41 protein-coding genes, 1 tRNA gene and 1 pseudogene are annotated in these 23,561 nt (G+C 61.6%); 29 read left to right on the top strand and 14 right to left on the bottom strand.

Annotated features, from left to right (window positions below; genetic code table 11):
• Positions 1-75: 75 nt before the first annotated feature.
• The gene (locus DU484_RS20600) at positions 76-300 is read right to left on the bottom strand and encodes a hypothetical protein (RefSeq protein WP_157969515.1); all 225 of its coding nucleotides are present in this window, start codon (positions 298-300) and stop codon (positions 76-78) included.
• A gap of 36 nt (positions 301-336) precedes the next feature.
• On the opposite strand from DU484_RS20600, the gene DU484_RS06215 reads away from it, so the two are divergent.
• Both DU484_RS06215 and DU484_RS19445 read left to right on the top strand, forming a co-directional pair.
• On the top strand, positions 337-675 hold the full coding sequence (locus DU484_RS06215) for a hypothetical protein (RefSeq protein ID WP_262342880.1): 339 nt from the start codon (positions 337-339) through the stop codon (positions 673-675).
• Positions 676-687: 12 nt separating this feature from the next.
• Positions 688-1,599, top strand: coding sequence for a hypothetical protein (locus DU484_RS19445; RefSeq protein ID WP_157969514.1), 912 nt, complete (start codon positions 688-690; stop codon positions 1,597-1,599).
• A 5-nt stretch (positions 1,600-1,604) separates the two neighbouring features.
• On the opposite strand, the gene DU484_RS06210 is transcribed toward DU484_RS19445, so the two are convergent.
• Positions 1,605-2,189, bottom strand: a complete 585-nt coding sequence (locus DU484_RS06210; protein ID WP_114605414.1) for a tyrosine-type recombinase/integrase — start codon at positions 2,187-2,189, stop codon at positions 1,605-1,607.
• A gap of 660 nt (positions 2,190-2,849) precedes the next feature.
• Here DU484_RS06210 and DU484_RS06205 point away from each other — a divergent pair.
• Positions 2,850-3,242, top strand: coding sequence for a hypothetical protein (locus tag DU484_RS06205; protein ID WP_157969513.1), 393 nt, complete (start codon positions 2,850-2,852; stop codon positions 3,240-3,242).
• A gap of 287 nt (positions 3,243-3,529) precedes the next feature.
• Here DU484_RS06205 and DU484_RS19440 read toward each other — a convergent pair whose 3' ends face one another.
• A complete protein-coding gene (locus DU484_RS19440) occupies positions 3,530-3,796 on the bottom strand; it encodes a hypothetical protein (RefSeq protein ID WP_157969512.1) in 267 nt (88 codons plus the stop codon).
• A gap of 131 nt (positions 3,797-3,927) precedes the next feature.
• Between DU484_RS19440 and DU484_RS06200 the strand changes: the two genes are divergently transcribed.
• The 22 genes from DU484_RS06200 to DU484_RS06100 all read left to right on the top strand — a co-directional run bounded on the left by DU484_RS06200 (position 3,928) and on the right by DU484_RS06100 (position 15,407).
• Entirely contained in the window at positions 3,928-4,137 is a 210-nt protein-coding gene (locus DU484_RS06200; RefSeq protein WP_114605412.1) for a hypothetical protein, read from the top strand.
• A complete protein-coding gene (locus tag DU484_RS06195; protein WP_114605411.1) occupies positions 4,134-4,391 on the top strand; it encodes a hypothetical protein in 258 nt (85 codons plus the stop codon). The genes DU484_RS06200 and DU484_RS06195 overlap by 4 nt, the downstream gene beginning before the upstream one ends.
• The gene (locus tag DU484_RS06190) at positions 4,391-4,624 is read left to right on the top strand and encodes a hypothetical protein (RefSeq protein ID WP_114605410.1); all 234 of its coding nucleotides are present in this window, start codon (positions 4,391-4,393) and stop codon (positions 4,622-4,624) included. Before DU484_RS06195 ends, DU484_RS06190 begins: the two co-directional genes overlap by 1 nt.
• Entirely contained in the window at positions 4,621-5,499 is an 879-nt protein-coding gene (locus tag DU484_RS06185) for a hypothetical protein (protein WP_114605409.1), read from the top strand. The genes DU484_RS06190 and DU484_RS06185 overlap by 4 nt, the downstream gene beginning before the upstream one ends.
• Positions 5,496-6,173, top strand: a complete 678-nt coding sequence (locus DU484_RS19435; RefSeq protein WP_157969511.1) for an ICP22 family protein — start codon at positions 5,496-5,498, stop codon at positions 6,171-6,173. Before DU484_RS06185 ends, DU484_RS19435 begins: the two co-directional genes overlap by 4 nt.
• The gene (locus DU484_RS06175; protein ID WP_114605407.1) at positions 6,174-6,689 is read left to right on the top strand and encodes a hypothetical protein; all 516 of its coding nucleotides are present in this window, start codon (positions 6,174-6,176) and stop codon (positions 6,687-6,689) included.
• The gene (locus DU484_RS06170; RefSeq protein WP_157969510.1) at positions 6,682-7,266 is read left to right on the top strand and encodes a hypothetical protein; all 585 of its coding nucleotides are present in this window, start codon (positions 6,682-6,684) and stop codon (positions 7,264-7,266) included. Before DU484_RS06175 ends, DU484_RS06170 begins: the two co-directional genes overlap by 8 nt.
• Positions 7,267-7,400: 134 nt before the next feature.
• Positions 7,401-8,174, top strand: coding sequence for an ATP-binding protein (locus DU484_RS06165; RefSeq protein WP_114605405.1), 774 nt, complete (start codon positions 7,401-7,403; stop codon positions 8,172-8,174).
• A gap of 243 nt (positions 8,175-8,417) precedes the next feature.
• Positions 8,418-8,714 carry a hypothetical protein gene (locus tag DU484_RS06160; RefSeq protein ID WP_114605404.1) on the top strand — a complete coding sequence of 99 codons (297 nt, stop codon included), beginning with the start codon at positions 8,418-8,420 and terminating at the stop codon, positions 8,712-8,714.
• Entirely contained in the window at positions 8,714-9,235 is a 522-nt protein-coding gene (locus DU484_RS06155; protein WP_222844882.1) for a hypothetical protein, read from the top strand. The genes DU484_RS06160 and DU484_RS06155 overlap by 1 nt, the downstream gene beginning before the upstream one ends.
• Position 9,236: 1 nt before the next feature.
• Complete coding sequence (locus tag DU484_RS06150; protein ID WP_114605402.1) at positions 9,237-9,992, top strand: hypothetical protein; 756 nt, start codon at positions 9,237-9,239, stop codon at positions 9,990-9,992.
• 22 nt (positions 9,993-10,014) lie between these two features.
• Positions 10,015-10,326 carry a hypothetical protein gene (locus tag DU484_RS06145; protein ID WP_114605401.1) on the top strand — a complete coding sequence of 104 codons (312 nt, stop codon included), beginning with the start codon at positions 10,015-10,017 and terminating at the stop codon, positions 10,324-10,326.
• Positions 10,327-10,414: 88 nt separating this feature from the next.
• The gene (locus DU484_RS06140; RefSeq protein WP_114605400.1) at positions 10,415-10,768 is read left to right on the top strand and encodes a hypothetical protein; all 354 of its coding nucleotides are present in this window, start codon (positions 10,415-10,417) and stop codon (positions 10,766-10,768) included.
• Positions 10,768-11,106, top strand: coding sequence for a hypothetical protein (locus DU484_RS06135; RefSeq protein WP_114605399.1), 339 nt, complete (start codon positions 10,768-10,770; stop codon positions 11,104-11,106). Before DU484_RS06140 ends, DU484_RS06135 begins: the two co-directional genes overlap by 1 nt.
• Positions 11,107-12,087, top strand: a complete 981-nt coding sequence (locus DU484_RS06130) for a hypothetical protein (protein ID WP_157969509.1) — start codon at positions 11,107-11,109, stop codon at positions 12,085-12,087. It abuts the gene before it with no gap.
• A gap of 3 nt (positions 12,088-12,090) precedes the next feature.
• Positions 12,091-12,321: a hypothetical protein gene (locus DU484_RS19430; protein WP_187347771.1), complete on the top strand. Its 231-nt coding sequence runs from the start codon at positions 12,091-12,093 to the stop codon at positions 12,319-12,321.
• Positions 12,318-13,286 carry a hypothetical protein gene (locus tag DU484_RS06125; RefSeq protein WP_114605397.1) on the top strand — a complete coding sequence of 323 codons (969 nt, stop codon included), beginning with the start codon at positions 12,318-12,320 and terminating at the stop codon, positions 13,284-13,286. The genes DU484_RS19430 and DU484_RS06125 overlap by 4 nt, the downstream gene beginning before the upstream one ends.
• 40 nt (positions 13,287-13,326) lie before the next feature.
• A complete protein-coding gene (locus DU484_RS06120; RefSeq protein ID WP_114605396.1) occupies positions 13,327-13,962 on the top strand; it encodes a hypothetical protein in 636 nt (211 codons plus the stop codon).
• A complete protein-coding gene (locus DU484_RS06115; RefSeq protein WP_114605395.1) occupies positions 13,959-14,354 on the top strand; it encodes a hypothetical protein in 396 nt (131 codons plus the stop codon). Before DU484_RS06120 ends, DU484_RS06115 begins: the two co-directional genes overlap by 4 nt.
• Before the next feature lies 1 nt (position 14,355).
• The gene (locus tag DU484_RS06110; protein WP_114605394.1) at positions 14,356-14,961 is read left to right on the top strand and encodes a hypothetical protein; all 606 of its coding nucleotides are present in this window, start codon (positions 14,356-14,358) and stop codon (positions 14,959-14,961) included.
• A gap of 10 nt (positions 14,962-14,971) precedes the next feature.
• Positions 14,972-15,226 carry a hypothetical protein gene (locus DU484_RS06105; protein WP_114605393.1) on the top strand — a complete coding sequence of 85 codons (255 nt, stop codon included), beginning with the start codon at positions 14,972-14,974 and terminating at the stop codon, positions 15,224-15,226.
• On the top strand, positions 15,219-15,407 hold the full coding sequence (locus tag DU484_RS06100) for a hypothetical protein (RefSeq protein ID WP_114605392.1): 189 nt from the start codon (positions 15,219-15,221) through the stop codon (positions 15,405-15,407). Before DU484_RS06105 ends, DU484_RS06100 begins: the two co-directional genes overlap by 8 nt.
• A 9-nt stretch (positions 15,408-15,416) precedes the next feature.
• Here the strand turns inward: DU484_RS06100 and DU484_RS06095 are convergent, their stop codons facing one another.
• The 9 genes and pseudogenes from DU484_RS06095 to DU484_RS06065 form a co-directional block, all read right to left on the bottom strand.
• On the bottom strand, positions 15,417-15,830 hold the full coding sequence (locus DU484_RS06095; protein WP_114605391.1) for a CopG family ribbon-helix-helix protein: 414 nt from the start codon (positions 15,828-15,830) through the stop codon (positions 15,417-15,419).
• Between the two features lies 1 nt (position 15,831).
• Positions 15,832-16,077: a hypothetical protein gene (locus DU484_RS19940; protein WP_187347770.1), complete on the bottom strand. Its 246-nt coding sequence runs from the start codon at positions 16,075-16,077 to the stop codon at positions 15,832-15,834.
• A complete protein-coding gene (locus DU484_RS19935) occupies positions 16,077-16,484 on the bottom strand; it encodes a hypothetical protein (RefSeq protein WP_187347818.1) in 408 nt (135 codons plus the stop codon). Before DU484_RS19935 ends, DU484_RS19940 begins: the two co-directional genes overlap by 1 nt.
• Positions 16,481-16,588, bottom strand: a complete 108-nt coding sequence (locus DU484_RS20690; protein ID WP_114606724.1) for a zf-TFIIB domain-containing protein — start codon at positions 16,586-16,588, stop codon at positions 16,481-16,483. The genes DU484_RS19935 and DU484_RS20690 overlap by 4 nt, the downstream gene beginning before the upstream one ends.
• Entirely contained in the window at positions 16,585-16,710 is a 126-nt protein-coding gene (locus tag DU484_RS20315) for a hypothetical protein (protein ID WP_262342879.1), read from the bottom strand. The genes DU484_RS20690 and DU484_RS20315 overlap by 4 nt, the downstream gene beginning before the upstream one ends.
• 62 nt (positions 16,711-16,772) lie before the next feature.
• A tRNA-Pro gene (locus DU484_RS06080) sits at positions 16,773-16,845 on the bottom strand.
• A 54-nt stretch (positions 16,846-16,899) separates the two neighbouring features.
• Complete coding sequence (ubaA, locus tag DU484_RS06075; protein ID WP_114605390.1) at positions 16,900-17,712, bottom strand: SAMP-activating enzyme E1; 813 nt, start codon at positions 17,710-17,712, stop codon at positions 16,900-16,902.
• A gap of 290 nt (positions 17,713-18,002) precedes the next feature.
• A pseudogene (locus DU484_RS20310) lies at positions 18,003-18,269 on the bottom strand (transposase); the annotation flags it as partial.
• 343 nt (positions 18,270-18,612) lie between these two features.
• Entirely contained in the window at positions 18,613-18,948 is a 336-nt protein-coding gene (locus tag DU484_RS06065) for a DUF7344 domain-containing protein (RefSeq protein ID WP_114585266.1), read from the bottom strand.
• A 292-nt stretch (positions 18,949-19,240) separates the two neighbouring features.
• On the opposite strand from DU484_RS06065, the gene DU484_RS06060 reads away from it, so the two are divergent.
• Positions 19,241-19,480, top strand: a complete 240-nt coding sequence (locus DU484_RS06060) for a hypothetical protein (protein ID WP_114585265.1) — start codon at positions 19,241-19,243, stop codon at positions 19,478-19,480.
• 102 nt (positions 19,481-19,582) lie between these two features.
• Here the strand turns inward: DU484_RS06060 and DU484_RS20685 are convergent, their stop codons facing one another.
• Positions 19,583-19,900: a hypothetical protein gene (locus tag DU484_RS20685; RefSeq protein WP_394338755.1), complete on the bottom strand. Its 318-nt coding sequence runs from the start codon at positions 19,898-19,900 to the stop codon at positions 19,583-19,585.
• A 149-nt stretch (positions 19,901-20,049) separates the two neighbouring features.
• Between DU484_RS20685 and DU484_RS06055 the strand changes: the two genes are divergently transcribed.
• Positions 20,050-20,478 carry a CBS domain-containing protein gene (locus DU484_RS06055; protein WP_222844881.1) on the top strand — a complete coding sequence of 143 codons (429 nt, stop codon included), beginning with the start codon at positions 20,050-20,052 and terminating at the stop codon, positions 20,476-20,478.
• Positions 20,479-20,609: 131 nt separating this feature from the next.
• Here the strand turns inward: DU484_RS06055 and DU484_RS06050 are convergent, their stop codons facing one another.
• Positions 20,610-20,897, bottom strand: a complete 288-nt coding sequence (locus DU484_RS06050; RefSeq protein WP_114605389.1) for an amphi-Trp domain-containing protein — start codon at positions 20,895-20,897, stop codon at positions 20,610-20,612.
• 326 nt (positions 20,898-21,223) lie between these two features.
• Here DU484_RS06050 and DU484_RS06045 point away from each other — a divergent pair, with 326 nt between their 5' ends.
• Together DU484_RS06045 and DU484_RS20805 are read left to right on the top strand one after the other, a co-directional pair.
• Entirely contained in the window at positions 21,224-23,032 is a 1,809-nt protein-coding gene (locus tag DU484_RS06045; RefSeq protein ID WP_114606722.1) for an SLC13 family permease, read from the top strand.
• Between the two features lie 327 nt (positions 23,033-23,359).
• Positions 23,360-23,512 (top strand): DUF7563 family protein, encoded by a 153-nt coding sequence (locus tag DU484_RS20805; RefSeq protein ID WP_449405122.1) that lies wholly within the window; start codon positions 23,360-23,362, stop codon positions 23,510-23,512.
• Positions 23,513-23,561: the final 49 nt, after the last annotated feature.

The raw sequence follows: 23,561 nt of genomic DNA, 5'->3' as shown, positions 1-23,561 counted from the left end.
ATCGGATTCCGTACAAAAAGGTCGCATGGATGTGTGGGTGCAACTAAGATGAGGAAGTCCGCTTCGTGGATGGTACTATGGGATGACCGTCTGTTGGAAATCGCTCGGCGAGAAGGCCATATATCTCCTAAAACCGCGGAAGACAGCGGGTATGTCCATATCACCAATGCACAGATTTCGCGCCGTCTCTCGAAACTTGCCGACCACGGGCTTCTTCGCCGCCTCCCTAACGGCGTTTACACCATCACAGCCGAGGGAGAGAAGTATCTCGACGGCGAACTCAACGCCGAGGAACTGCACGACGAGAGCGAGAACGGGGACAAAGCGCAGGCGTAGATGACCGACACGATCCGCCGGAGTGGGTGCTGGATGACGCACACCGACGACCGGATACTCGAATATCTGTATGAGGTGTCGACGGCGACGGCGTGGGAGATCGCCTACGAGCAGGGCGTCGTGGCCGACCGGCGACGAATCGGGCGGCGGTGTCGGGTACTCGTGAACGCGGGCTTTGTCAATGTGGTCGAGCGCGAAGGCCTGAACGATGAGTTCGAGATCACGAGGTGGGGCGAGTTGTATCTCGACGGCGATGTCGACGCGGAACTACGGAGGCCGTTGCCGGCCATGCGGCCGCCCGATAAGGTGCGGCCGGGTTGGTGGGCCGGGTTCGGATGATATTCCCCACAGATGACAAAAGCAGAAAATTTTGAGACATTTCATCTTTTGATGGTTATAATATTGGTATCAGCGTTAATAGTCACTATAATTAACCTACTTCCTGTTTCATGGGGGAGTTTGATCACAGATATAAATTCACTAAGTCCGATTATTTCGAGTCTTCTCTCCGGATTACTGGTCTTGCTTTATTTCATGCAGTATAATTCTCAGAAAGAACATACAAAAATTGTAGACCGCCAATCAAGGATCCAAAAACAACAGACAGAGTTGATGCAGAAACAAACCGAGTGGATGGAACAAAATCATGTTCCGGACTTATCTATTGACAATTGGAGGATCAAAAATCAACATCTGCAGTCTAGTCTTGATATTTCAAATTTCGGTAAGGGTATCGCACGAAAGCTAAACCTATGTATGGAATTTAGATATTTAAAAAAGCCGCTCCGAGAGCAAGTTGAGGATGGAGAAGAATTAACGGTCACTTCACTGGACAACCTTCCACTAGAGTATAGAAATATAAGAATTCCATTTAAACTCAATAGATCAGATGTTACTGTTGATGGAAAATCTGCTTCAATAATTGAAGCAAAGGAATCTCAAATCACTTTTAATTGTGAAGGAAGAGAGCGTATTCAATACGAAGAAGATAAAGGAGGATCGCTTTCATCCGTAGGAGTTTCTGAATTCTTTTCGGAACTATCTGAGTGTCAAGTAGACCAAGTTTGGTACATTTTCAATATAGAATACCAGTATGCAAACAACAGAGAAGGCTCTATTGAGTTATGGGGGGGATACGCCCCTCCGGATGAGATCGAGAATCTCATAGACTTAATAGACCATGCAGACCACCTCTATAATCCGTACCACCTGATCCAACTAGAAATAAAAGTTGAGGGGGTGGAGGTCAATGAATATGCATAGCGGATTTATAACCAGTCGACCTTTTCTCGTGCACGATTTTTCGCTTTCGTCGAGTAGGTGCCGAGGTACGCCTCTCGAAACGTCTCCCAGTCCTCCCATCCACCCCACTCCATGACGAGTCCGGGCTCGACTTCGTCGTCGACGAGCAGCGTCCCCCAGGTCCGACGGAGATCGTGCGCCGACAGGTGGGACCATCCGTCGTCGCCGGTCTCGTCGAGGCGGTGCTCACCGATAGTAGTGACCCAGTCGCGGACGGTGCGCGTCGTGCGCGACACGAGGGGGTCATCGGGACCGCCGTCACGGACGTCGGCGTAGGCGTTGATCGTCGCCGCCAGCGAGTCCGTGAGTGGCGTCTCTCGGTACTTATCGCCTTTCCCACGCTGGACACGGACGACCCACCCCGACGGCGTCTCGTCCACGTCCGCGGGCGTCACGTCGACCACCTCGGCGGATCGAAGCCCCGACCGAGCCATGAGTCCGACAGCAATTCGCTGCACGGTGCCATCGGCGTCGGCGACCACGTCGGCCACCTCGTCGCGGGTGAGCCACACTTTTCGTCCGTCCCGGTCGTCGTAGTCCTCCATGTGCATCTCCGGTTACCTCACATACCGGAAGAAAAGCCCCACCAATCTAGTCTTTTCGGTGCGTTCGACGGGGTAAAAGCGGCGTTTCGCTTCCGACTCTCTACTCTTCTCGGAAACAGGTGGCCAACTCCAGTTGTCCTCTCGGACACAGCCTACCGAAAGATAACTTCCACGTAACTTAAGTTTGTTAACAGCCGTTGATGAAACTGAAGCTTGGTTTTAACACCCTCAGATGCCGATATTTCTCTGATGAAATACGTCCGTAGTCAGAACGATACTTGGCATCAAAAAGGGTGTGAGTCACTTCGAAGGAATTACGTGGACGTGAAAGAGGAGAGAGAGAATCTACCAAGAGATGTTCCCGGAAGCTTCTGTGACAACTGTCTTCGCGACCGATAATATCTGGTTCTCGAAAACAGGTACGAGGCAAGACCCTTGTCACCTATTCGGCAGTGACCACCGTGAAATCCCTCTGGAATAGAGGGGGCTACTAATCGCCCGTTCACGCGAACGGGTACCGCACTACCAGTCAACGCTGTTCACGCAGTAACAAGTATTAGCTGTTGCTATAGAGGAGATAGCCGACTCTCTATGATTCTCAGATGAATCCAGCTATAGTTCAAATCCGACAAGCAATTTAAAAGTACCAACCGATTACGGCATAGCATGGTTGAGGAACGCCTGCCTATCCGATTTCGTAAGGAAGACGGCGAAATTGTACGAATTTTACTGCTTGAGGATTGGTACGACAGATTGTCACCACTATTTAAATATTTTAAATCAGGGGCAGGAATGTTTAGCGTATCCGAATTGCCTGAAGAGTTAGAACACACATTCGAGTTTTTCCAACATCTCATCGCGGAATTCGAAATGGCAGGATTCGTATTCACATTTAGTTTAATCGCACTACTTCAGTGGGCGGCTGAACAAGCAATCACACTTGGAAAATTTACTTATGAATACATAGGTGGGGGCCTCGGTACAACGCCATTGGGGAGCAGCCCCCTTGGCGAGGGAGGTTACACCGAAATTCGAGAGATACCGGACGAAGATATCTGACCCTCCGTCACTCTTCGAGCCGCTGCCAAACGAACAGCGGCCCAGGTGTCGACTCACCGCACCGCCCGCACTCGTATCCATCAACGAGCCCGTACCGGGACGGCACTTCGGCCGACTCAAATCGATGACCGACGACGGTACACCACAACCGCCGCGGAAGCCATCGAAGGAACGCGCCGGCGGTCATGCCGTCGTCGCACCTCCGCGACGCGGTGGACGGCCACAGACGGGACACTCGTTCTCGCTGTCAGCGGCCAAGAATTGGATTCGACAGACGGGACAGTACGTCATCGGAGGGTATCGTTCGCCCAGTGATCTTCGGTCTCGGCGACGGCTCGCTTCGGCGACGCGAGATACGTGTGCGTTTCCGCGTCGTAGCCGAGGACCATCTCGGTACCAGCCTCGATCCCGTCGGAACTCGCGGGCGGCTGTGGGAGAAGTGAATACAGCGACCCATTTCGGAATTGAACAGTACAGCTTCCGAGCGGGGTGATCGGCGCGTCCGGGTCCGACAGTTCTCTCAACGCCCGCCGTCGGGCACTACCCTGACTCATCTCATCCCCTGGTAGGGAGGTACGGGTAATTAAACATCCAGACCACTCCCCGGATGACTCCCCGGACGACTCCCCGGTCAAACGGGGAGCGACGGCCGTGTTATCCCTGCGACCCCCGTCGACCCGGCCGTATGCTGGACCCGATTTCAGCAATCGCAGGTGTAGCGATCACCGGAGTCACCGCCTCGACGTTGTACGCCGCGTACCTTCGCGGCGCTCGGGACGCAACCAGTCCCGCCCACATCGTCGACCTTCGCGAAGTCGAGAACTACCACGCCGAGAGCGCCCGCGCCGAGGCGATCCGCGAGTCCGTCGAGGCGACGACGGAGGGATCGGCATGAGCGCCGACGAGCCGGACGCTCCTGGTGACGCCGTCGACGGCGACCAGGAGGACAGCGCCGACGTCGAGGACGTCGAGGTGACGACCGTCCACCGGAAGGACGGTGTCGACCAGATCACCGAGCGCTCGGTCCTGCTCGACACGGGCGACGAGGAGATCGTCGAGACGTTCCAGGTGGTCGACGGCGAGCACGAGTACCTGGGCGACGGCAATCCCGACCAGCGCGCTCTCGACGCCCTGGAGGCGCGATTCTGATGGACCCGATGACGCCGCCGGAGTTCGAGCATTCGGCCGCGTCGGAGGTGTTCGAGGACTACGACCAGTACCTCGATCATCACCGTGCGAAGTCCGAAGGCCGGACGGCATCGGCGGCCTCGCTCGTCTCCTACAATTTCGACCTCCAGACGGGGATCATGATCGCCTTCGTGATCGGCGCCGTCCTCGTCGCGGCGTTCGAGGACGGTGATGCCTTCGAGACCTTCCGATGAGCGTCACCGTCGAGTTCGGATCGAAGGCCGCGGCCGACCAGTACCGCGACGACTACGAGGAGTACATCTGTCCCGTCGACGACGACCGGCGACTCAAGACCGTCGCGTTCGTCAGCGACACGCCCGACTGGTTGCTTGACCAGGCCCGCCTCGACGCCGAGGAGGGCCGCGCCGAGCGAGCCGCCAGCGCCGGACAGGCAGAACTCACCGACGGCGAACGCGACCGGATCGACTTCTCGAAGGGGCGGGCGAACGTCCCCCACGCTCGCGCCGTGAAGGGCATCGCCGCCGATCACGGCGTCGACGACTGGACCGCCCACTACGACCCCACTCTCACGGTTGACGAACACCGCGGCGTGATGGAACAGGCGCGGGAAGAGGGCGGCGGCCAACGCCTCGACGCCAACGAGGGCCGGCAAGCCGCTCGCGCCCGTGACGCCGCCCGCGCCCAGCAGTCGAGCGAGTGCGACCACGCGGCCGACCACTGCGAACACGGCGATCCCGAGGCGTGCGAGTTCCTCAAGAACGCCTGCGGGTACGACGAGGACGAAGTGGCGTCGATCCTCGACGAGGACGACCAGGACGCCGGCGACGGCGCCGAGGAGATCACCGGCAAGGCCGCCGGGGCGCTCGGACGGGCGTGGGGCGGATACAAGGGGGCGATCACCCGCCTCGACCGAGAGATCGAGGACGTCGTCGAGAGCAAGCGCGAGGCCGAGGGCGCCGCCGCGGCGATCAACGCGATCCGCCGCGACCACGGCCAGGAGCCGATGGAGTTCGAGCGCCTCGAAGAGCTGTCCGACCGCCTCGAAGGCGTCGGTGACGTCGCCCACGACGCCGAGGGTCACGTCGAACTGATGGAGCGATTCTCATGACCAAACACACCTGTCCCGTAGAGGGGTGCGACTACCAGGCCGACCAGATCGACCAGCTACGAGGGCACGTCAACGCCTCCGCCGACCACCCCTCGTGGGAGGCGGTGAAGGGAGGCCTCGACGCTGGTAGCGAACTGGTAGACCAGAACGACCAGGAAGAGACCACCCCCTCCGAGGGAGGTGAATCGCCCGACGAGACCGGCGACGACGACCAGCCAGACGACCAGGCAAAAGGGGGCGATGAAGGGGGTAGCGAGGGGGGTAGCGCCCCCCCTGACGCTGGTAGCGACGAGGACGACCAGCAAAACGACCAGGAAGACCAGGCAGATACCGACATGCCAACCGACGATGAACTCCAGCGTCAGCGACGGGTACAGGGCGCTCAACCAGACGAATCGGGTAGCGGCGAAGAGACCAGCCAAGAGACCCAATCTACCAGGGAAAATACCCCCTCGAAAGGGGGTGAATCGCCTGGTCTGCTCCCTGCTCTCGACACCTCGACGATCATCATGCTGGTCGCCGTCCTGGCGGTGGCCCTCATCCTCTATCGCTTGGTGTCCGACAGCGAGGGCGACCAGGGGACTGAGGGGACCGACGAAGACGTCGACGACCAGGAGGACGAGGACGTCGAGGAACTCCCGAACTTCGACGCGACCGAACTGGAGGATATCTAAATGGCTGCCGAGACCGACGAGATCGACGAGCAGGACGCACCGGACGAGGGGGACGACGAAGAGGAGAAGCCCCCCATCGAAGACGAAGAGTTCGCGGACCTGAGCGCCGTCGCAGACGAGATCGAGGAGTCCGCCGGCGCCGGTTCCGAGGACGACGAGGAGGACGTCGACGACCAGGAGGACAGCGCCGACCAGAAGGCGAGCAGCGAGGACCACACTCGAGGAAGCCCTCGCGGTCGAGGGTGGGGCGACATGTACGTCGCGTCGGTCACCTCGGGACTGAACGCGGTAATCGACGAACACGGGAAGGACGGTTCCGAACCCCTCGACGAGCAGATGGCCCGCGACCTCCACCTCGACGAGGCGTTCGAGGAAGTGATGGAGAAGCGCGGCCGGGCCGACATGCCCCCCGAGCAGGAGCTTCTGATGGGGACGCTCATCCTCGCCGGGACGGTCGTACTCTCGAAGACCGACCTGCCGGCCCAGGCCCTCTCGGAGGTGGGCGACGATGCTTGAGGGGGCGAAAGAGCAGATGATGCGCCGGGCCATGCGACAGGTAACGCCCTCGGAGACGCCGGTCGCCCAGGCCCTCGCCAACGTCATTGCGTCCATCGAGGCCCGGCAGATGGCCGCGGTGACTCGCCTCGCCGAGGCTGCCGACGTCGACGAGGCGGCGGTCGGTCACCTGGACGCCGGCGCTCGCGAAGAGCAGCTGCTCGACCTCGCCGACGCCCTCGCCGACGACCGCCTCGAAGACTGGTGGCTCGACGAGGTGGCAGCCGGCCACCTGGACGATCCCGACCGCGCCGCGGACTACCTCGGGATGGACCGGGAGGCGTGGGCCGACCAGATCGCCACCTGGGGGGAGAACTACCGGGACGCCGCGCCCGATCACGTCGAGGGCATGACCGACGCTCAGATCGCCGACCTGCACGTCCGCGAGACGTTCGGCATCCCCCTGCGGGAGTTCACCCGCGAGGTGGTCGACTGGTCCCAGGGTGAGGCCGTCGAGGACGTCCTGGCCGGGCACCTCTCGTCGACGACGTCGTCGATCCACCGGGTCGCCGCCGAACTGGAGGGATCGGAGTGTTAGACACCTCTACGACGATATGTGCAACCAACCAAGGCACGATCGTACACGAGGGAATCGTCTATAACATCGACGCTGACGGGAATGCAACCGAAGTCGGTTCTGTCGAGGAAGTGGTCGAGGAGGCGAACTGACCCATGCGGATGCTGATCGCGGCAAAGAGCGGGTGGGGGAAGTCGTACGTCGGGCAGTCCTACCTCGAAGACAACATCAAGGAGTTCGACCACGCGATCATCCTCGACTTCAAAAACGAGTTTCGAGGGCTGGTGAAGTCCGGACTCGCGAGTTACGTCGGAGTCGGACAAGCGGAGATGGGGATCTCTGTCGAGGGGTGGCGGACGATCATCGAGCAAAACGGAACAGTCGTCGTCGACGGCGAGGTCCTGGGACCGGATACCTGGCGCGAGGTCGCGACGATCATCGCGAAGGCCGCCCGGCGCGTCGACGGTCGCGTCCTGGTCGGCGTCGACGAGGCCCACCTTGTCGCCCCTCAGGACGTGAAGCTCCCCGAAGCGATCAAACTGCTCGCGACGACGGGCCGCGGAAAGGTCTCGTCTATCTGGATCACCCAACGCCTGCAAGAGATCGACGAGGCGGTCATCTCCCAAAACAACGCGAATCTTCTCGGTGGGTTCGGGAGTAACCGTGACCGTGGCAAGCTCGACGTCGAGTATCCGGTCGAAGTTCACAACCCCGAGGCCGACCGGGTGCCGAACCTCCCTGCCGAACTCCACCACGCCGAGGACGGTCCCGTCCCCCTGCAAAAGACCGAGGTAAACGGCGTGGTTCGGTCGAGCGAGTGGATCTACTCGACCGACGAGGGCGAGATGGAACGCCTCGACTCGGCGAGTATCAACATGATGGCCGAACACTACGGCGGCTCCGACCAGAAACTCGAACACCCGTTCTAAGAATGGCCCGAAGAAAAGAGACAATCACTCTTTCAGGCGGTCGAGCAGAACGGTTCCGGGAGATCCGTGAAGACTTCGAGGACGATCTTGGATACGAACCGTCGAAGCCGGAGGTGATCGGTCGCCTCTTCGAACTCTACACCACCGACTGAAATCGACTCAATATAACTCAATATAACCGAAATCGGCTGTATCTGGCGCTTTGGGGACTATAATCGCCCATCTCGGAATTTGGGCCGTAGCATGGGAGAACTTGCAGACAATTTCGAGACGCTCGCCGACTCCGACATGTGGATGGACGTCGGCATCCTGTTCGGGGGCTTCATGGCTCCCACAGTTGCACGGAACGTGATCGAACCGAACCTGCCGTGGGACCTCCCCGACGAGACCTACGGCGTCGGCGTCGTACTCGGCGCCGGCTACCTCCCCGAAGGGACCAACATGGCCCGGATGGGCGGCGGCCTCTACGTCGCCGACAAACTCGCCGAGCGAGCCGATCTGAAACAGCGCGTGACCTCCGTCGGAGAAGGTGGTAACTGATGGCCGAGATCTACATCTCGAACGGCGACACCAGCGAGATCGTCGAGACCGAGACGAACACGCCCGGAGTGATGACGCCCATCGCGCGGATCGTGCCCGACCGGGGCACCTTCCTCCGCCTGCTCAACATGGTGGCGAAAGGGAGCGAGCAGGGCGTCCCGATCTACGCGAAGCTCCGGGACTCCAACGGGGACCTGCTCGCCGTCTCGACGAAACTCCAGTTCGAGATCTCGCCTGCGGGGACCGACGAGCGCATGAAGGTCTCCAAGCGCGTTGAGCAGATCAGCGTCTACAACAGCTACTCGCTCCAGGAGCAGCGCAACGTCGACAACGTCGACGCGACCAAGGTGGTCCTCACCACGCCCGAGAACATGGGCGGCGATCCCGTCGCCAACATCGAGTGGGCCGACATTCAGGACCTCTTCGTCTCCGCACAGGCACCGGCCGAAGTCGACTGGTCGCAGTCGGAGTTCTACGTCGACAGTACTGCTCTCGAAGGGCCGTTCAACCGGGGGCGGTAGGATGGCGCGGACGGCACAGGACGTCATCGACGACCTGCGCGACGTCTCGCGGACCTCCGGCGGGATCGGCCCGTCGAACTTCCGCGACCAGGCCGAGACCGCGGTCAACACGACCGGCTCGCGCTCGCGGATCGTCGAGCTTCCCGTCGACACAGTCCACCGCATCCTTACCGGCCGGAGCAACCCCTTCCGCGTGGCCGTGCCCGCCTACGAGCAGTTCAGCAGCGACGGCACGGACGCGAACACGGAGACGTTCAACCTGAACCACGACCTCATCCAGTGCCCGAACACGCAGGACGTGGTCGTCTACATCGGCGGGTCCTACTACGGCAGCGCCGACGCCGTGGACTACGCGAACGGCACCATCGACGTGACCGACCCCGGCTCGAACAACAACGTCCACGTGTTCTACATGCCGGGCGAGACGGCCACGCTCGAAGTCTACAAGGCCACGCCCTCGTCGAGCGCCTCGGCGAACGAGGAACTGTACTCGCGGCCGCTCAATCTGCTCAACCAGACCAAGCAGGCCGAGCAGCCCGAGTACTTCGAGTTGAACCAGTCGGCCCTCCAGCCGTTCCTCGCTTCGGACATGCGCCTGAACGTCTACGTGAAGGCACCCTACGAAGTTCGATTCGAGGACCCTGCTGGCGACGGCGCGACCCCGGATAACATGCTCCTGCATGTGCCGGTCGAGCGTGGCGCGTCCACGGTGGCGGGCCTGAAATCGCTCATCAAATCCGACATGGGGAGCCGGTAGCCCGGCCCTCCGGGAGCTTATCATGCAGAACGCTATCTGGGACGCTACGACCGGACAGCCACAGCACACCGGACAGGTCCACACGATGACCGGCGGTAGCGCCGGCGGGCAGGGGTGCGGGTGCGCCGGCTGCTGCTCGTCGTCGACGACATCGGGAGGGAACCAGGCGGCCAACATCGACAACGACGTCTCGGTGACCGGCGGGACGGTAACCGACACGATCCAGTCGCTCGCGGCGCCGGGAACACTCTCGACCGAGGATGCCCTGCTCATCTGGACAGCGCTCAACACGGCTATCCTCGCCTACTGGGCGTACACGGAGGTGCGCCGATGAAGTCCGATGCACGGATCGAAGAGGTCGACATCGAACGCGAGAAGCGCCGGCTCGAAGAGCAAATCGACGACCGGACGGGGGACGAGTGATGCTGGTTCCCTGTCCTGATCCCGACGACGCACCCTTCAACGAGACTGTCTCGGCAGAACTCGCGCCGGGAGAGAAGCTCACCGCCGAGTTCACGCCCGAGCAGTCTGAGACGCGGATGTACCTCCCCATTCTCGCCGCCTCGAAGTACCCGAACATGAGCTACGAGGCCAGCGCGGACGGAGAACCGATCTACGGACCGGGTCGGGCACCGCCGACAGATATCGACGATCTCTCGGTGACGTTCATCCCGGCCAAGTCCTTCACCCGCTCGCTCACCGTCGAAGTGACCAACCTCGACGACAGCGTCACCCGCACTGTCATCATCCAGCCCGTCGGGTGGGAGGTGACCTAATGAGCCTCGAAACGCTGACGAAAATCGAGGAACTGAAAGGCCGCTTCGCGTCGGATTCACAGCTCGCAGACAATGAGGACACAAGTGGTGGCGTCGAGACGTCAATCGGTGACGTTGCCTCCTACTCACTGTTCCTCGATGTCGAGGGCGCTATCGACCTCCGCGTCTACCTCTCACCCGACGGTGGAGAGACATGGTACGAACCCCGAGAGGAATCACCGATCTCCTTCGGCGGGTCAAACACCGACGTGTACTGGTTCGAGTACGACGCCGACCGCATCCGGTTGGTCGGAACGAACGACACGCCGGTGACGGCACAGGTTCGGGAGGTGGTCTGAGTGGGACGCTTCCCTCGAATCCTCCCCGACCTCTGGTTCAACTACGTCCAGAATACCACACCTGATCCGCCTGACGGTCTCGAAGAGGGTGAAATGTGGTACGAACCGGATTCGAACACGAGCTACGTCTACGACGGCGCCTCGTGGATCGAGATGACGGTCACCGCCCACTCGCAACTGTCCGGCATCACCGACTCGGACCACCACAACCCGGTCACGACCGCGGACCCGCTGACGGTCGACGCCGGGCAGGGCCTCGGCCTGTCGCTTGCGTCGATGCTGACGGTCGACGCGGACGGCAACCTGTCGATCCCCGACAACTCGCTCGCGGAGTCGTTGCTGTCGTTCGACACGGCCACGCAGTCCGAGCTTGATAGCGTCTCGACGGACCTCTCGGATCATGCTGGATCGACCGGCGGCATCCACGGGGTAGCGTCGGGGGACACGGTGGCGGGGCAGTCAGACGTTGATACCGTCTCCTCTAATCTCTCGGACCACGAGAGCGACACGACCAACCCCCACAACGTCACGGACGACCAAACGGGGGCGGCGACGGCACTCTCGAACCACGCCAGCGACAACAGCGCCCACCACAGCCGCCCGACCTCAACACAAAGTGAGTCAATTTCGGGGGGATACACGAACCCACAAACTCACACCGGCTCAATTGTAGACAACACGAAGTGGGTGACTGTCGGCACCCTGTCGAATGGCAATTTTGTCGACGGATTGCGCATCTCAAACGACGGGAGTCAGTACGTCGACGTGACGCGGAGCCGAATAACGGATACCGGCGGATCAACGACGACGATCAATCACAGCAACGTAGCCGGCGGCAATACACTCGAAATACCGTTTTCGAGTCAACCCGTCGAAAAGGTCGAGTCCGAGATAAGCACGAGCTACAACTCGGACCGAGATGTGGACCTGACCTACGAGCCGCACGTCGTCACCCTACCAAGTCACAACCACGGAGTGTAATCTATGAGACGAGACCAAATACTAATGGAGCGTTTCAACGCGCTCATCCGACTGATCGAACAGGACGGCGCGAGCGCCGCCGGAGACTTGCCCCCCGCCGACTATCTTTCGGCGCTCCGGTCGGTCAACTCGCCCGAACAGCACAGGGAGATCGAGGAGGCTCACAGAGAGGGACGCGGCCCGCCGGACTTTGCAGGCCGGCGTGGTCCACCTAATCAGGGTGATGGATCATGAGCCGAGTCGAGAAAGTCAACATCACGGATACCGGCGACTCGATCATCCTGTCTATCGTCGTGCGAGACGATGAGGGATGGCAACCGAGGAGCGGCCCGATTCGACTCAACGGCCGCAAAATCTCGGACGGCTTCGGGAGCGAGGCGACCGGCGCCCGCGCTCAAGAGGTCATCAGAGGCATCGACAAGCCGGGCGACGGATCGGCGTACTATCACGTCGAGGTTGGCGGGCAGTCGTTCCACGCCATCAAAAGCAACGTCGGCCGGGTGGTGTCGATGACGCGGGGGACGCCCCCGAGTAATCCGCCCACCACGCCGGACTCGTCCGACTCGTCCGGCGGCTCGTGGCACGACCCCGAACCGACGCCGACCGTCCCGGATTACGAGTCGTGGACGACAGTCATGGAGGTGCGCGGCTGGCAGGTCCAAAGCAAGGGCGGCCAATTCCGAGTTACCGACGGGTCGGGGCGTTACCTGCACCGAGACGGCAAGGTCCGTAACCAGATGCAAACGGCCGGCACGAGCATCACCGACGCCCGCAGCGCACTCATGGGCCGACTCGTGGACAAACATAGCCTCTCGTGGGTTAACAACCGCCAAATTGCGGAGATACCCGACTCGTTCCCCGACGCCGCCCCGTCCGGCTCGTCGAGCGGATCGAGCGACACCGATGACAACACGGTCGACGTTGGGGAGGTCGACTGGCCCGACCACATGACGGACGACGACGGCGGACAGTCTGATGATCCGGTCCCCGACGGCGGCACGTCGGGCGGACTAACCGGCGACCCACAACCGGACCCGTCACCCTCGCCGTCCCCATCCGATCCGACCGCCGGCACGCCCGGCACGCCGGACGGGGGGACCGACACGGACGGCGATACGTCGAGCGACGGCCCGGACCGAACGATGATCCTCGGGGCGCTCGGGCTTATCGCCGTTGCATGGGGGGCAATAGATGCCTAAGACGCTCATATCAAAATCGACCTCTGGACGGGCGCGATACTTGTCCGTCTCGGGGATCGGCGGCCGGACCGGCGAGATACGTGTCGAGGGTCCACAGTCCGCCCGACTCGGACACCGCGACTCCCCGGATGAGAACGTCTGGATACGCGCCAATCTCCCGACTGAGCCGGGCGAGTACCGCCTCGTCATCGGTGGCGAGGTAACCGACCGCCTCACCATCTCCCCGTCAGAGGCCGGCACAACGGCCGATATGGGATACGGCTGGAACGGGACGATAAAGCGTGTCGACTGGCAGGGTGGCACGTCCGAGACGGAACAAGAGGAGTACGACCCGGACGGACCGGACCAACCTGACGCGGCCAACATCCCCGGACTCGTGACAGGCGACGAGGGCGGCTTAGTCCTGTCGCCGTCACTCCGTCGGGAGGGCTACACGGCCGAGGAGTTGGGCGGGGAAATCACCATCGGCGGGGAGACGTACCAGATCAACCCGGCCGACACGGTGGTTCGAGACCCCGTGACGGGCGACCCGGTGAGCCGCGGTCCCGGCGGCGAGTCGGGGGCGCCGGGAGAGGACCCGTCGCAACGCGGAGCGAGCGGCGACCTCGGAGACGCTGGCGTGGCCCTCGGCGTGCTGGCGGCGCTGGCGGCCGGCTACATGGTGATGCAACCATGACACTACTCGACAACATCGACGCGACCGAAGTATTGGCGCTCGTCTCGCTTGCGGGCGCGGCGGTGGCCTACGTCTCGGGCGACTCGTCGGACGTAGACCTGTCGCTCCCCGCGGACTTCGGACAGCCGTCGATCCCCGAGGACTCGGTAGACACCTCTGACCCCGACGGCGGCGACACGTCGGACGACTGGGTGGGCGACGTGGGCGACTCGGCGCCCAACCCGGATAGCGGCGGTTGGACCGACGTACCCGAGGACTCTGTGGGCGTCACGGACCCCGACGGTGGCGAGCCTGACGACGGATGGCTCGGTGATGTGGGCGACTCGGCACCGGAGACGGACGACGACCCGCCGCTCGACGCGGGCGGCGACTGGTCCGGATGGGGGTGGTGACATGGCAGACATTCCAATAACGAGCGTCGAGTTCGCGGATAGCTGGGCGCCCGGCACCATCCAGTCGGTCGACGTTAAGATCGACAACAAGGAGACGATGGCCCCGGCAGGATGGGGGCCGGCGGTCTGCTCGTCTGACGGTATCTGGAACTCCGGCCACATGACCGACGTGACGCTTATAATTGAAGATCCGAGCGGTGCTGTCGTGTGGGAGCGGACCAAAGGCGAGTGTATCCCCGCAGAGCGCCCGACGACCGCGGGTGGCCCGAACGCAACGGTCCACTTCGAGCCGTCGATCAGTACGGCAGGCGAGTACGCGGTCATCGCCGAGGTCCAGGTCCGCGGTAACAACGGCTTCGACCGCTCGGACCGCTATCCGCTCACCGTCGGATCAGGCGGGTTAACCACGCCACCGGCTGGTGACGACCGAGACGCAGGGTTGTTCCCCGATTCCGGTCTAGAAGACGTTGCCGACGACGTGAGCGACGCTGCGTCGAATCCGATTGGCGCCGCCGTCGACAACCCCGCCCTCGCTGCTGGCGCCGTGCTGCTCGGTCTGATCGTCCTCCGACCATACGCCTCCCTGGGGGCCAACGCAACGGGGTGATCGCAACGAAATGATCCCCGCCTTCATGGACATCGGAGCAATCGGCTCGCCCATCGACGCGGCGACGTTCGTCCTGGTGCTCGCGATGCTCGTCTTCCGGCTCCGCCCGCGAGTGCAGCTGGTCGCGGCCGGCGTGGTCGCCCTCGCCCGTGGTCGCGACGACGTCGACGACGACCGTCTCGCGCACGAACTCGACGTCGACGAGCGTGCCGTCGAGTCGCTGAAGCCCGAAGTTATCTACCGCAGGGAGGGCGACGATGGGTGAACTACCCCGCGAGTGGGAGCGGGTGCCCGTCCACTACCGGTGGCCCGATCCGATCCTTCAGCGCCGGTACGAACCGGGCGCGGTCGTCCTCGACGATGCCGACGGCGGCGAGGTAATCCGCTCGGACACGGTCGCGGACGATCTCGTCGACGATCTCGAAAAAGGAGCGCCGTCGCGGTGACGGTGATCGCTACTCGGGCGGCCGGACGGTGATCCAGACGGTCGACATGGCTGGATCGATCTTCACGAAGCCCTGTTTCTTCAGCGGCCGGATGAGTTCGTCCATCACCGCACTCTTCGGAGTGTCGTTCGAGTAGAGCCGATTCATCGCTGCCTCACGGGAGACCCGGAGGCCCGCATCGTGCAGCGGCTCGGCGGCATCGAGGAGCGTCAGATACGCGTCGGTGAGACGGTCGGTCTCCGGGAGCGTCATCCCGTCTTGATCGTCATCGGAGTGACGGGCCACGTCCTGCTTGACGAGCGCACGCAGCCGCTCGCTTCGACTCACGCCCTCGTCGTCGCAAATGCCGTCGAACTCGTCGAGGACGTCGTCGTCGATCCCGAAGGAAACGCGACTCGTCGGGTTGTGGTCCATCCGGGGCATCTTATTCACTCGCCCCCTGCGTGCATACGCCGTGAATACCTGGACGGCGTGGCGATGAGGAGTCCGTATGCAAGGGGGGTGGGGAGGCGTGCGGAGCGGACTCGCGTTCGGGGGCGTGTGCGCGCGACCCGTCACCCTCGCCGACGGCGGGGTACAGGTCGACCGTTCCCTCGAACTCGGTGAGGTGGGTCTGCGCGACCGAGTGGATCGCGCGGTCGGCGCGCTCGAGGATGGCGAGGTAGTCCATCAGGGCCACCTCCGGTGTCGACCACCGTCGGCGCGTAGCTTCTCGACGGCGTGGTCGGCCCTCGCGTCGGCCACGTCCTCGATGTCGAAGACGTCGACGTGTCGGTCGTGGGTGTCGGTGACGTCACCGAACGCCGCCTTCCGAACGGTACAGAGGTGGGCGCACGGGCCGTCGTGGTAGGCGTTCCCCGGACAGGGCTCGCGCTCATCACCGTCGAGCGTGTAGCACTCGCCGACGTAGGCACCGTGATCGCGTTCGAGGCGGACATCGTGGGCGTGCTCGCTGTCGGGAAGCGTGACGACCCAGCGGTTCCACGCCGTTCGTTCGATCAGCGCGGCCCGTGGATCGGCGCGACGCCACGAGGCGGTCCCTTCGTCGCGCTCGGCGGCGAAGTCGAGCGGCGTCACCGGTTCCCACCTCCTTGACAGTCGGGACAGGTTCGACGGGGGATGCCACCCCTTGAGGTGGTCGTCACGAGACGGGCGCCGCAGGTCGGACAGTGGCGCCTCATGGGCGACACGCTCCCTCCTTCCGGGCAGGACAGTCTTCGCGGCCGTCACGTGGGATCGACAGGCCGCAGTAGTAGCAGACGGCGAGCGGGTAGCGGTCGGTGGGTCGGTCGCTCTTACTCACGACCGACCACCTCCTGACTTAAGCGGGTGCTCGCCGTCTGGTGTTTCACCGGTATAACGGTATGGGACCGCCCGGATTCGAACCGGGGTCACGGGCACCCAAGGCCCGAAGTATACCAGGCTAACCCACGGTCCCGCACTTGGAAGTGCACCGCGCGCCCGCTAAAGGATTTCGTTCGGTCGAAGACGGTTAGTCCGCGCCGATGGCACAGCCGTCGACGTACTCGATGTCGTCGATGGAGTCGATGGGGTCGTCGCCACAGACGGGGCAGTCGGGGTCCTCGGCGTACGGCACCGTCTCGAAGCTCATGTCCATCGCGTCGTAGAACAGGAGCCGACCGATCAGAGGGTCGCCGGCGTCGAGGAGGACCTTCACGGCCTCGGTGGCCTGAATACAGCCGACAGTGCCGGGGAGGACGCCGAGGACGCCCGTCGTCGCACAGTCGGGGACGGTGCCGGGTTCGGGCGCCTCGCGGAACAGACACCGATAGCAGGGACCGTCGGGGTGGAGCGTCGTCACCTGCCCCTCGAACTTGTAGATGGCGCCGTGGGAGACGGGAATCCCCTCGAGTCGACAGGTGTCGTTGACGAGATAGCGCGTCGGGAAGTTGTCGGAGGCGTCGACGACGATGTCGTAGTCGGTGAGGATGCCGGCGTTCTCCCGGTCCAGCCGCGTCTCGTAGGTGTCGACGTCCACGTCGGGGTTGAGTGCGGCTACGAAGTCCCGTGCGCTGTCGACTTTCGGCCGGCCCACGTCGTCGTCGCCGTGGATGACCTGCCGTTGCAGGTTCGAGCGCTCGACCACGTCGTCGTCGACGACGCCGACGGTACCCACGCCCGCGGCGGCGAGATACTGGATGACGGGGGCGCCCAGGCCGCCGGCGCCGACGACGAGCGCGCTCGAATCGAGCAGGCGCTTCTGCCCCTCCGGTCCCACCTCGTCCATGATGATGTGCCGGGAGTAGCGGTCCAGCTGCGTGGCATCTAGCGAGAGGTCGCTCATGACCCATCCTCCGTGACCGAGGTGGATAAATCCGTGTTGTCCGTGCGCCCGCACGTCCCGACCGACATAAACCGTTCGTCGCGATACGAAACGGGATATCGTGAAGTGGAGACTATAGCGGGGTTATCGGGGCTGTACTGCGTGCATTTGGACGAATCAGGACCGGGGACGACTTCGAATCGCTCTCGAGATGCGCATTCTCGTTACGCTCCCAACACCATTGCCGAATTTCAGCGACTTCCGTGAGTGTTGCCACTCGAACACCATTCTCACCCGCTCTGGACGCCGTACTACCCGATTCCTGTTTCCTTCTTCAGCAGTATCAGCGTATTGTTGGCCGTCACAATCGGCGAATGCTCGTATTCACCGGTTAGTTCGATCTGTACCAGCGGATCCACCGCTCGCCAAATCGGGTACAGTAGACACGCGAACGCGAAATAGAAGACTCACAACCCGAAATGCTTCGACGTGGTGGCAGCCACGAAGCGTTCGATCGACTTGTAGCCGCTTTCGATTTCCCGCCGATAGCCGTACTCAGTGAGGTGTCCGCTTCCCCGAGCGTCATGAACACACACAAGAGCGTGGCAGTCTTCTCACGGGATCACGGACGACCGAGGTGGGGGAAAATCACCTGTTTGATTGGAAAAGATTTGTTGGACTGAAATTAACCCACTACCGGTACGCAGTCCAGTTCCGTGTCCCAACTACCGTACTGTTGCGTACCCGTTCGGCCACTCCCCGTAGCCGAACTCACCGTACGGCCCGCGTCGCCAATCGCTACAGTCTCGGACGGAGTGGTCGCCCTCCATCCGACTGAACCGGCGCAACGTCGGGGTCGGTCTCGTCGACCCACCGATCGGAACGGCGGACGTTCGTTGGCGCGGCGTGAGCACAGGGCAATCAGGGGTTCGACAGCGGCACTTCCTCGGGGAGCGAGTCGAGGACCCTCTCGACCCGTTCGTCGGGGCGGTACCGGACTGCTCCGCTCCTGTGTTCGAATTCGACGACCCCGTGGTCCGCCAACGTCGGCAGGTGGACGTGGTGTAGTTGGATGGCGAGTTCTTCCCGGGTCTGCAGTGGGCCGTCCTTGGAGTCCGGACTGTGACCCTGCAATTGATCGACGAGGTCCTCGAACGCCGTGGCTCCAGTAGCCTCGTGGCGCAAGTGGTGGATGACCCGCCGTCGGTGCCGGTCGGCGACGAGGCGGAGACACGCGTCGAGACTGTGATCCGTCATACCACGTTACTCTTTACCGATCTTCATGAATTGTGTATATTTTCACACTTGTGAAAGTTTTCATTATGTGAGTTACACTCGATGAGCGTACCTGTCTACAATGGACGGTTGTTGTAGGCTCTCGAAGCCCACGTCGCCCGAGTAATCAAAATGGAGACGGCATCGAAGATTCCACCACCAACAACGGTCCTCACTGTGGTGGATTGTTGGTGAACAGTACTGTCCCACACGATTAGCAGCGCAATCCTACGACAGGAAGGGAAGTTATTCCAGTGGAGCGCCAATCACGGGTATGACCCACTATGAGGCGTCCTTCGAGATAGACTCGAAGACCGATTCGTACGCCGCGCGACGCATGCTGGAGCGGGTATACGATACGATTCGAGAAGAATCACGGAGCGTTCGAGAAGGGACGGATGACGCCGATGAACTCTTGGAAGAGTTCCGGACGCTTCGAGACGCAGCGAAACGGCCCACGCCGGGGCGACTGACCATCACCTACGAACAATTCGAGGACGAATTCGAGGACTGATGTCGTGGACGCTTCGTTGAAGCCGACCCGGCTGCCTCTGAGAACCTACGTATAGGTGTGAGTTGTCGACGGAGCGAACACAGCCTCTCTCGTCCGCCGACTTCACCGAGTAGCACGTTCCGCAGTCGACCCCGCTCTGGACGTACTCTGACTGTGTTCTATTGGTGGAGCCAGTTGAATCAGTATCGGCGATCCGGACAGCATCACCTTCTCCCCGCTTGGTGAGTTCCCGCTGCGCGGGATGTTGACACCGGTCCGTTCGAACGCGGAGTCGACGCTGTGAACGGCGACTCGGACCGGCTGCCACTCTCGCGGGGGCAGTGGGTTCTCGATCCAGGATCGAAGTTCGAGGGCTACAGCCGAATCGTCGAATCGAACTGGAACGACCTCTGACTCGGGCTGAGTCGTGATCTGCCACAATCCATCAGTTATCTGATTATTCGGACCCGCAGGATGTTTCCGAATCGGACTCCTCGGTTTCAAATTCTGAGTGAAAGGTGACTGTAGCGTATGCTCCCTACAGCGTGCTTACTCCACAGGGTTAACCGTCTCCAGGAGATACTAGTTGCATGATTGACCAGTTCGTCGGTGATGTGATGACACCGTCAGTTCGAACGATTCCGCCAGAGACGACGGCCTGTGATGTTGCGACATTATTCGCGAATCACGATATCGGATCGGCAGTCGTAGTCGAACCGGAGACGAGCGAGTACATCGGAATCGTAACTAAAACCGATATCATGCAGCAGGTTGCAGCGGGGGTTGATATCAACTCCGTTCGTGTGACTGCGTTTCTGAGTACGCCACTCGTCACGATCGCCAGCACGGAAGACATCCACACCGCTGCCACTCTGATGAAAGAACACTCGATCCAGCGGCTCCCAGTCACCGACGATGGCGAACTCGTCGGCATCCTCACGACGACCGATCTCACCCATTATATACCTCGGCTCAGGAACGCAATCCTTCGTGGACGAGACGACCTGGCCGCTCAGTAAGCCTCCGGTATCGAGTGATTCACGAGGCTACCGCTTCGCGGACAGCCGGTGACTGTCGAAGTCGATTTCGGTCCCTTCCGGCAGATCCTCACCGTCAACGTCCTCCATGTGGAAGAACACACGCGAATCGATCACTCGATCTCCAACTGGCCGCTCTCACCGTCCTCTCCACTACCGTTCTCGTCCCATTCGAGTTCGAACTCGATACTGAATTCACCGGGACCGTCCGTCGGCCCCTCGCGTTCGGCTTTGACCTCAAACGTCGGACGGGCTGGCGGCTCCATCGTCACGGATTCGGAACCGGATTTCAGCGTGATCGCCTCTCCTCGATCGAGTTTGTCAGCAACGCTACGAAGATACGACGCGATTTCTTCTCGGGTCTGGTCGCTCTCGGATTTGAACAGGACTTCTTCAGGCATACAGCGATATTACACCGTCTGCACCGATAAGTCCACTCACTGATCTACTCACCCCGCTGTACAGCTGTTATGAGTTGGCTCTTTGGAAGCCACTCGTCGGAGAACTGAAAAAACCGTGACGTCGAATAGAGGCCTTTCTGGTGAGTGTTTCGCGTTCCACCGGGAGGTTCGAATATTCGGCCCTCTTCGCCGGCGGAGAGATCCTCAGTCACCCAATTAGAGAAGATACCAGTTCTTTTCCGTCGGTGGCATTTCTTCTTAGTATGTCCTTCTCTTTAGTTTCTCTGGCAGACCAGAGTCTGGCCTCGACGCCGGTGACGGCCGAGATGCTCGTCGTCTTTGTCCTCATCCTCCTCGCTCTCGTACTCTTCGCGACCGAACGGTTTCCAATCGACGTCACCGCCATCTTGATCATGGTGCTGTTGATGCTGCTCGAACCATGGACACAGATTTCCCCGCGGGAGGGAATCTCGGGGTTCGCGAACCCGGCGACCATAACGGTCCTGGCGATGCTCATTCTGAGTACGGGTATCAACCGAACCGGCCTCGTCCAGTTGATCGGCCGGAAGATGAGTGCCTTCGCCGGGACCGACCGACGTAAGCAACTCGCCGCGACGATTGGAGTCACTGGCCCAGTCTCGGGGTTCATCAACAACACGCCGGTCGTCGCGATTCTGGTTCCCGTCATCGCCGATCTCGCACACGAAGGGAAGACCTCGCCCTCGAAGCTCCTGATGCCGCTGTCGTTCGCGTCGATGCTCGGGGGGACGCTCACACTCATCGGAACGTCGACGAACATTCTCGCGAGCGATATCGCCGCCCAACTCGGTGCGGAGTCGCCCGAGCTCGGATTACATGCGTTCGGGATGTTCGAGTTCACCAAACTCGGTGTCGTCGTCTTCGCCGTCGGTGCCCTCTATCTCATGACGGTCGGCGTTCGACTCCTTCCCGAACGAATCCCGGCTGACGAGGACCTCGTCGAGGAGTACGCGCTTCAGGAATACCTCGCGGACGTCGTCGTCCCGGCGAACTCACCACTGATCGGCCAGACCGTCCGGGAGGCGCTCGGCGACGACGATCTCGATATCGACGTGTTACAGCTGATTCGCTACGGCGAGCAGTTCGACGAACCGCTCGCTCGAAAGGAGATACACGAAAACGATACGCTCCGACTCAGGACGAACCGAGAGACGCTCGAGTACATCATGGATGCGGAAGGACTCACACTATCGGGAGGTCCGCGAACCGAGGACGACCTGCACCCGGAGGAGGAAGAACCGGTGCTCGTCGAAGTCGTCATCCCGTCCGGATCGTTTCTCGTTGGCGAAACGCTGGCGAGTTCGTCGTTTCGACAGCGCTACGACGCGAACGTGCTCGCCTTTCGAACCCGTGGAGACGTCGTCCGGGATCAGTTCGAGGACATCCGCATTCGCGTCGGCGACACGCTCTTAGTCCAAGCACCGCCCGACAGCCTCACACGACTCGTCGAGAACGAGGATTTCATCGTCGCCCACGAGTTCGACGAGATGAGCTACCGGAGCGAGAAGATACCGTTCGCAGTCGGCATCATCGCCGGCGTGGTCGCACTGCCGGCGTTGAACATCTTCCCGATCGTCGTCTCAGCACTCGCCGGCGTCGTGGCGATGATCTTCACCGGCGTCCTCAAGCCAACGGAACTCTACTCCTCCGTCGAGTGGAACGTGATATTCCTCCTCGCCGGCGTCATCCCGCTCGGTATCGCCTTACAACAGACAGGCGCTGCGGCGCTACTCGGCGATGCCGTCGCCGCGACGTCGGTGTTCCTGCCACCGATCGGCGTCCTGTGGGTCTTCTACCTCGCGACTGGACTGTTGACGAGCGTCATCAGTAACAACGCGAGCGTCGTGTTGATGATTCCAGTGGCTGCCAACGCCGCCCAATCGATCGGGGCGAACGCGTTCGCGTTCGTTCTGGCGGTCACGTTCGCCGCCTCCACGGCGTTCATGACGCCCGTCGGCTACCAGACGAATCTCTTCGTCTACGGGCCCGGGGGGTACACGTTCTCGGACTTCATTCGGGTCGGTGCCCCGTTGCAGTTCGTCCTTTCGATCGTTACCGTCCTCGGAATCGCGTTCTTCTGGGGCGTCCGTGTATGATACGTGTCTTCCCCCACCCCCGAAACACGGGCAAAGGACACCGCGCTCGTCCTGTAGAATCGAGCCCACTGCGTTCGGTTACCATTTTGGGAGTCTCGCACTCACTCGGACACCTCCCGTAGTGTTGCCGTGTGGCTACGGCGGTCTCGGTATCCGACGGTGCCGAGTAGAGGTGCCGCTCCCATCGTAGCAAACACCGACGACCGGGAAGCGAACACGGCTGTCGGCCCGGCAGTCGAATCGAAGCGGTCGAGTGTCACCGAAATAAGAACATTGCTGAAGAGAGTAACTACCGCAAATTATGAGCGTGAGCATTCTGGAGCCGGTATGCCCGAGTGCGATAACTGTGATTCCTTCGTGACCGAACGGTACGTTCGTGTGTTTGCCCCGGCACATCTCGACACCGTACGGGTGTGTCCGCGCTGTGATGATTTAGTTCGGGACGGCAACGAGACGCGCACGGCGCGCTCGACGCGGTAGTGGTCCAGCTCTCGACGCTGTTCGTCGCGACACGGCACGTCGGGGACGT

The sequence above is a fragment of the Haloplanus rubicundus genome (genome assembly GCF_003342675.1).
Classification (GTDB): Archaea; Halobacteriota; Halobacteria; order Halobacteriales; family Haloferacaceae; genus Haloplanus; species Haloplanus rubicundus.
This window is presented reverse-complemented; position numbering and strand designations above follow the sequence as displayed.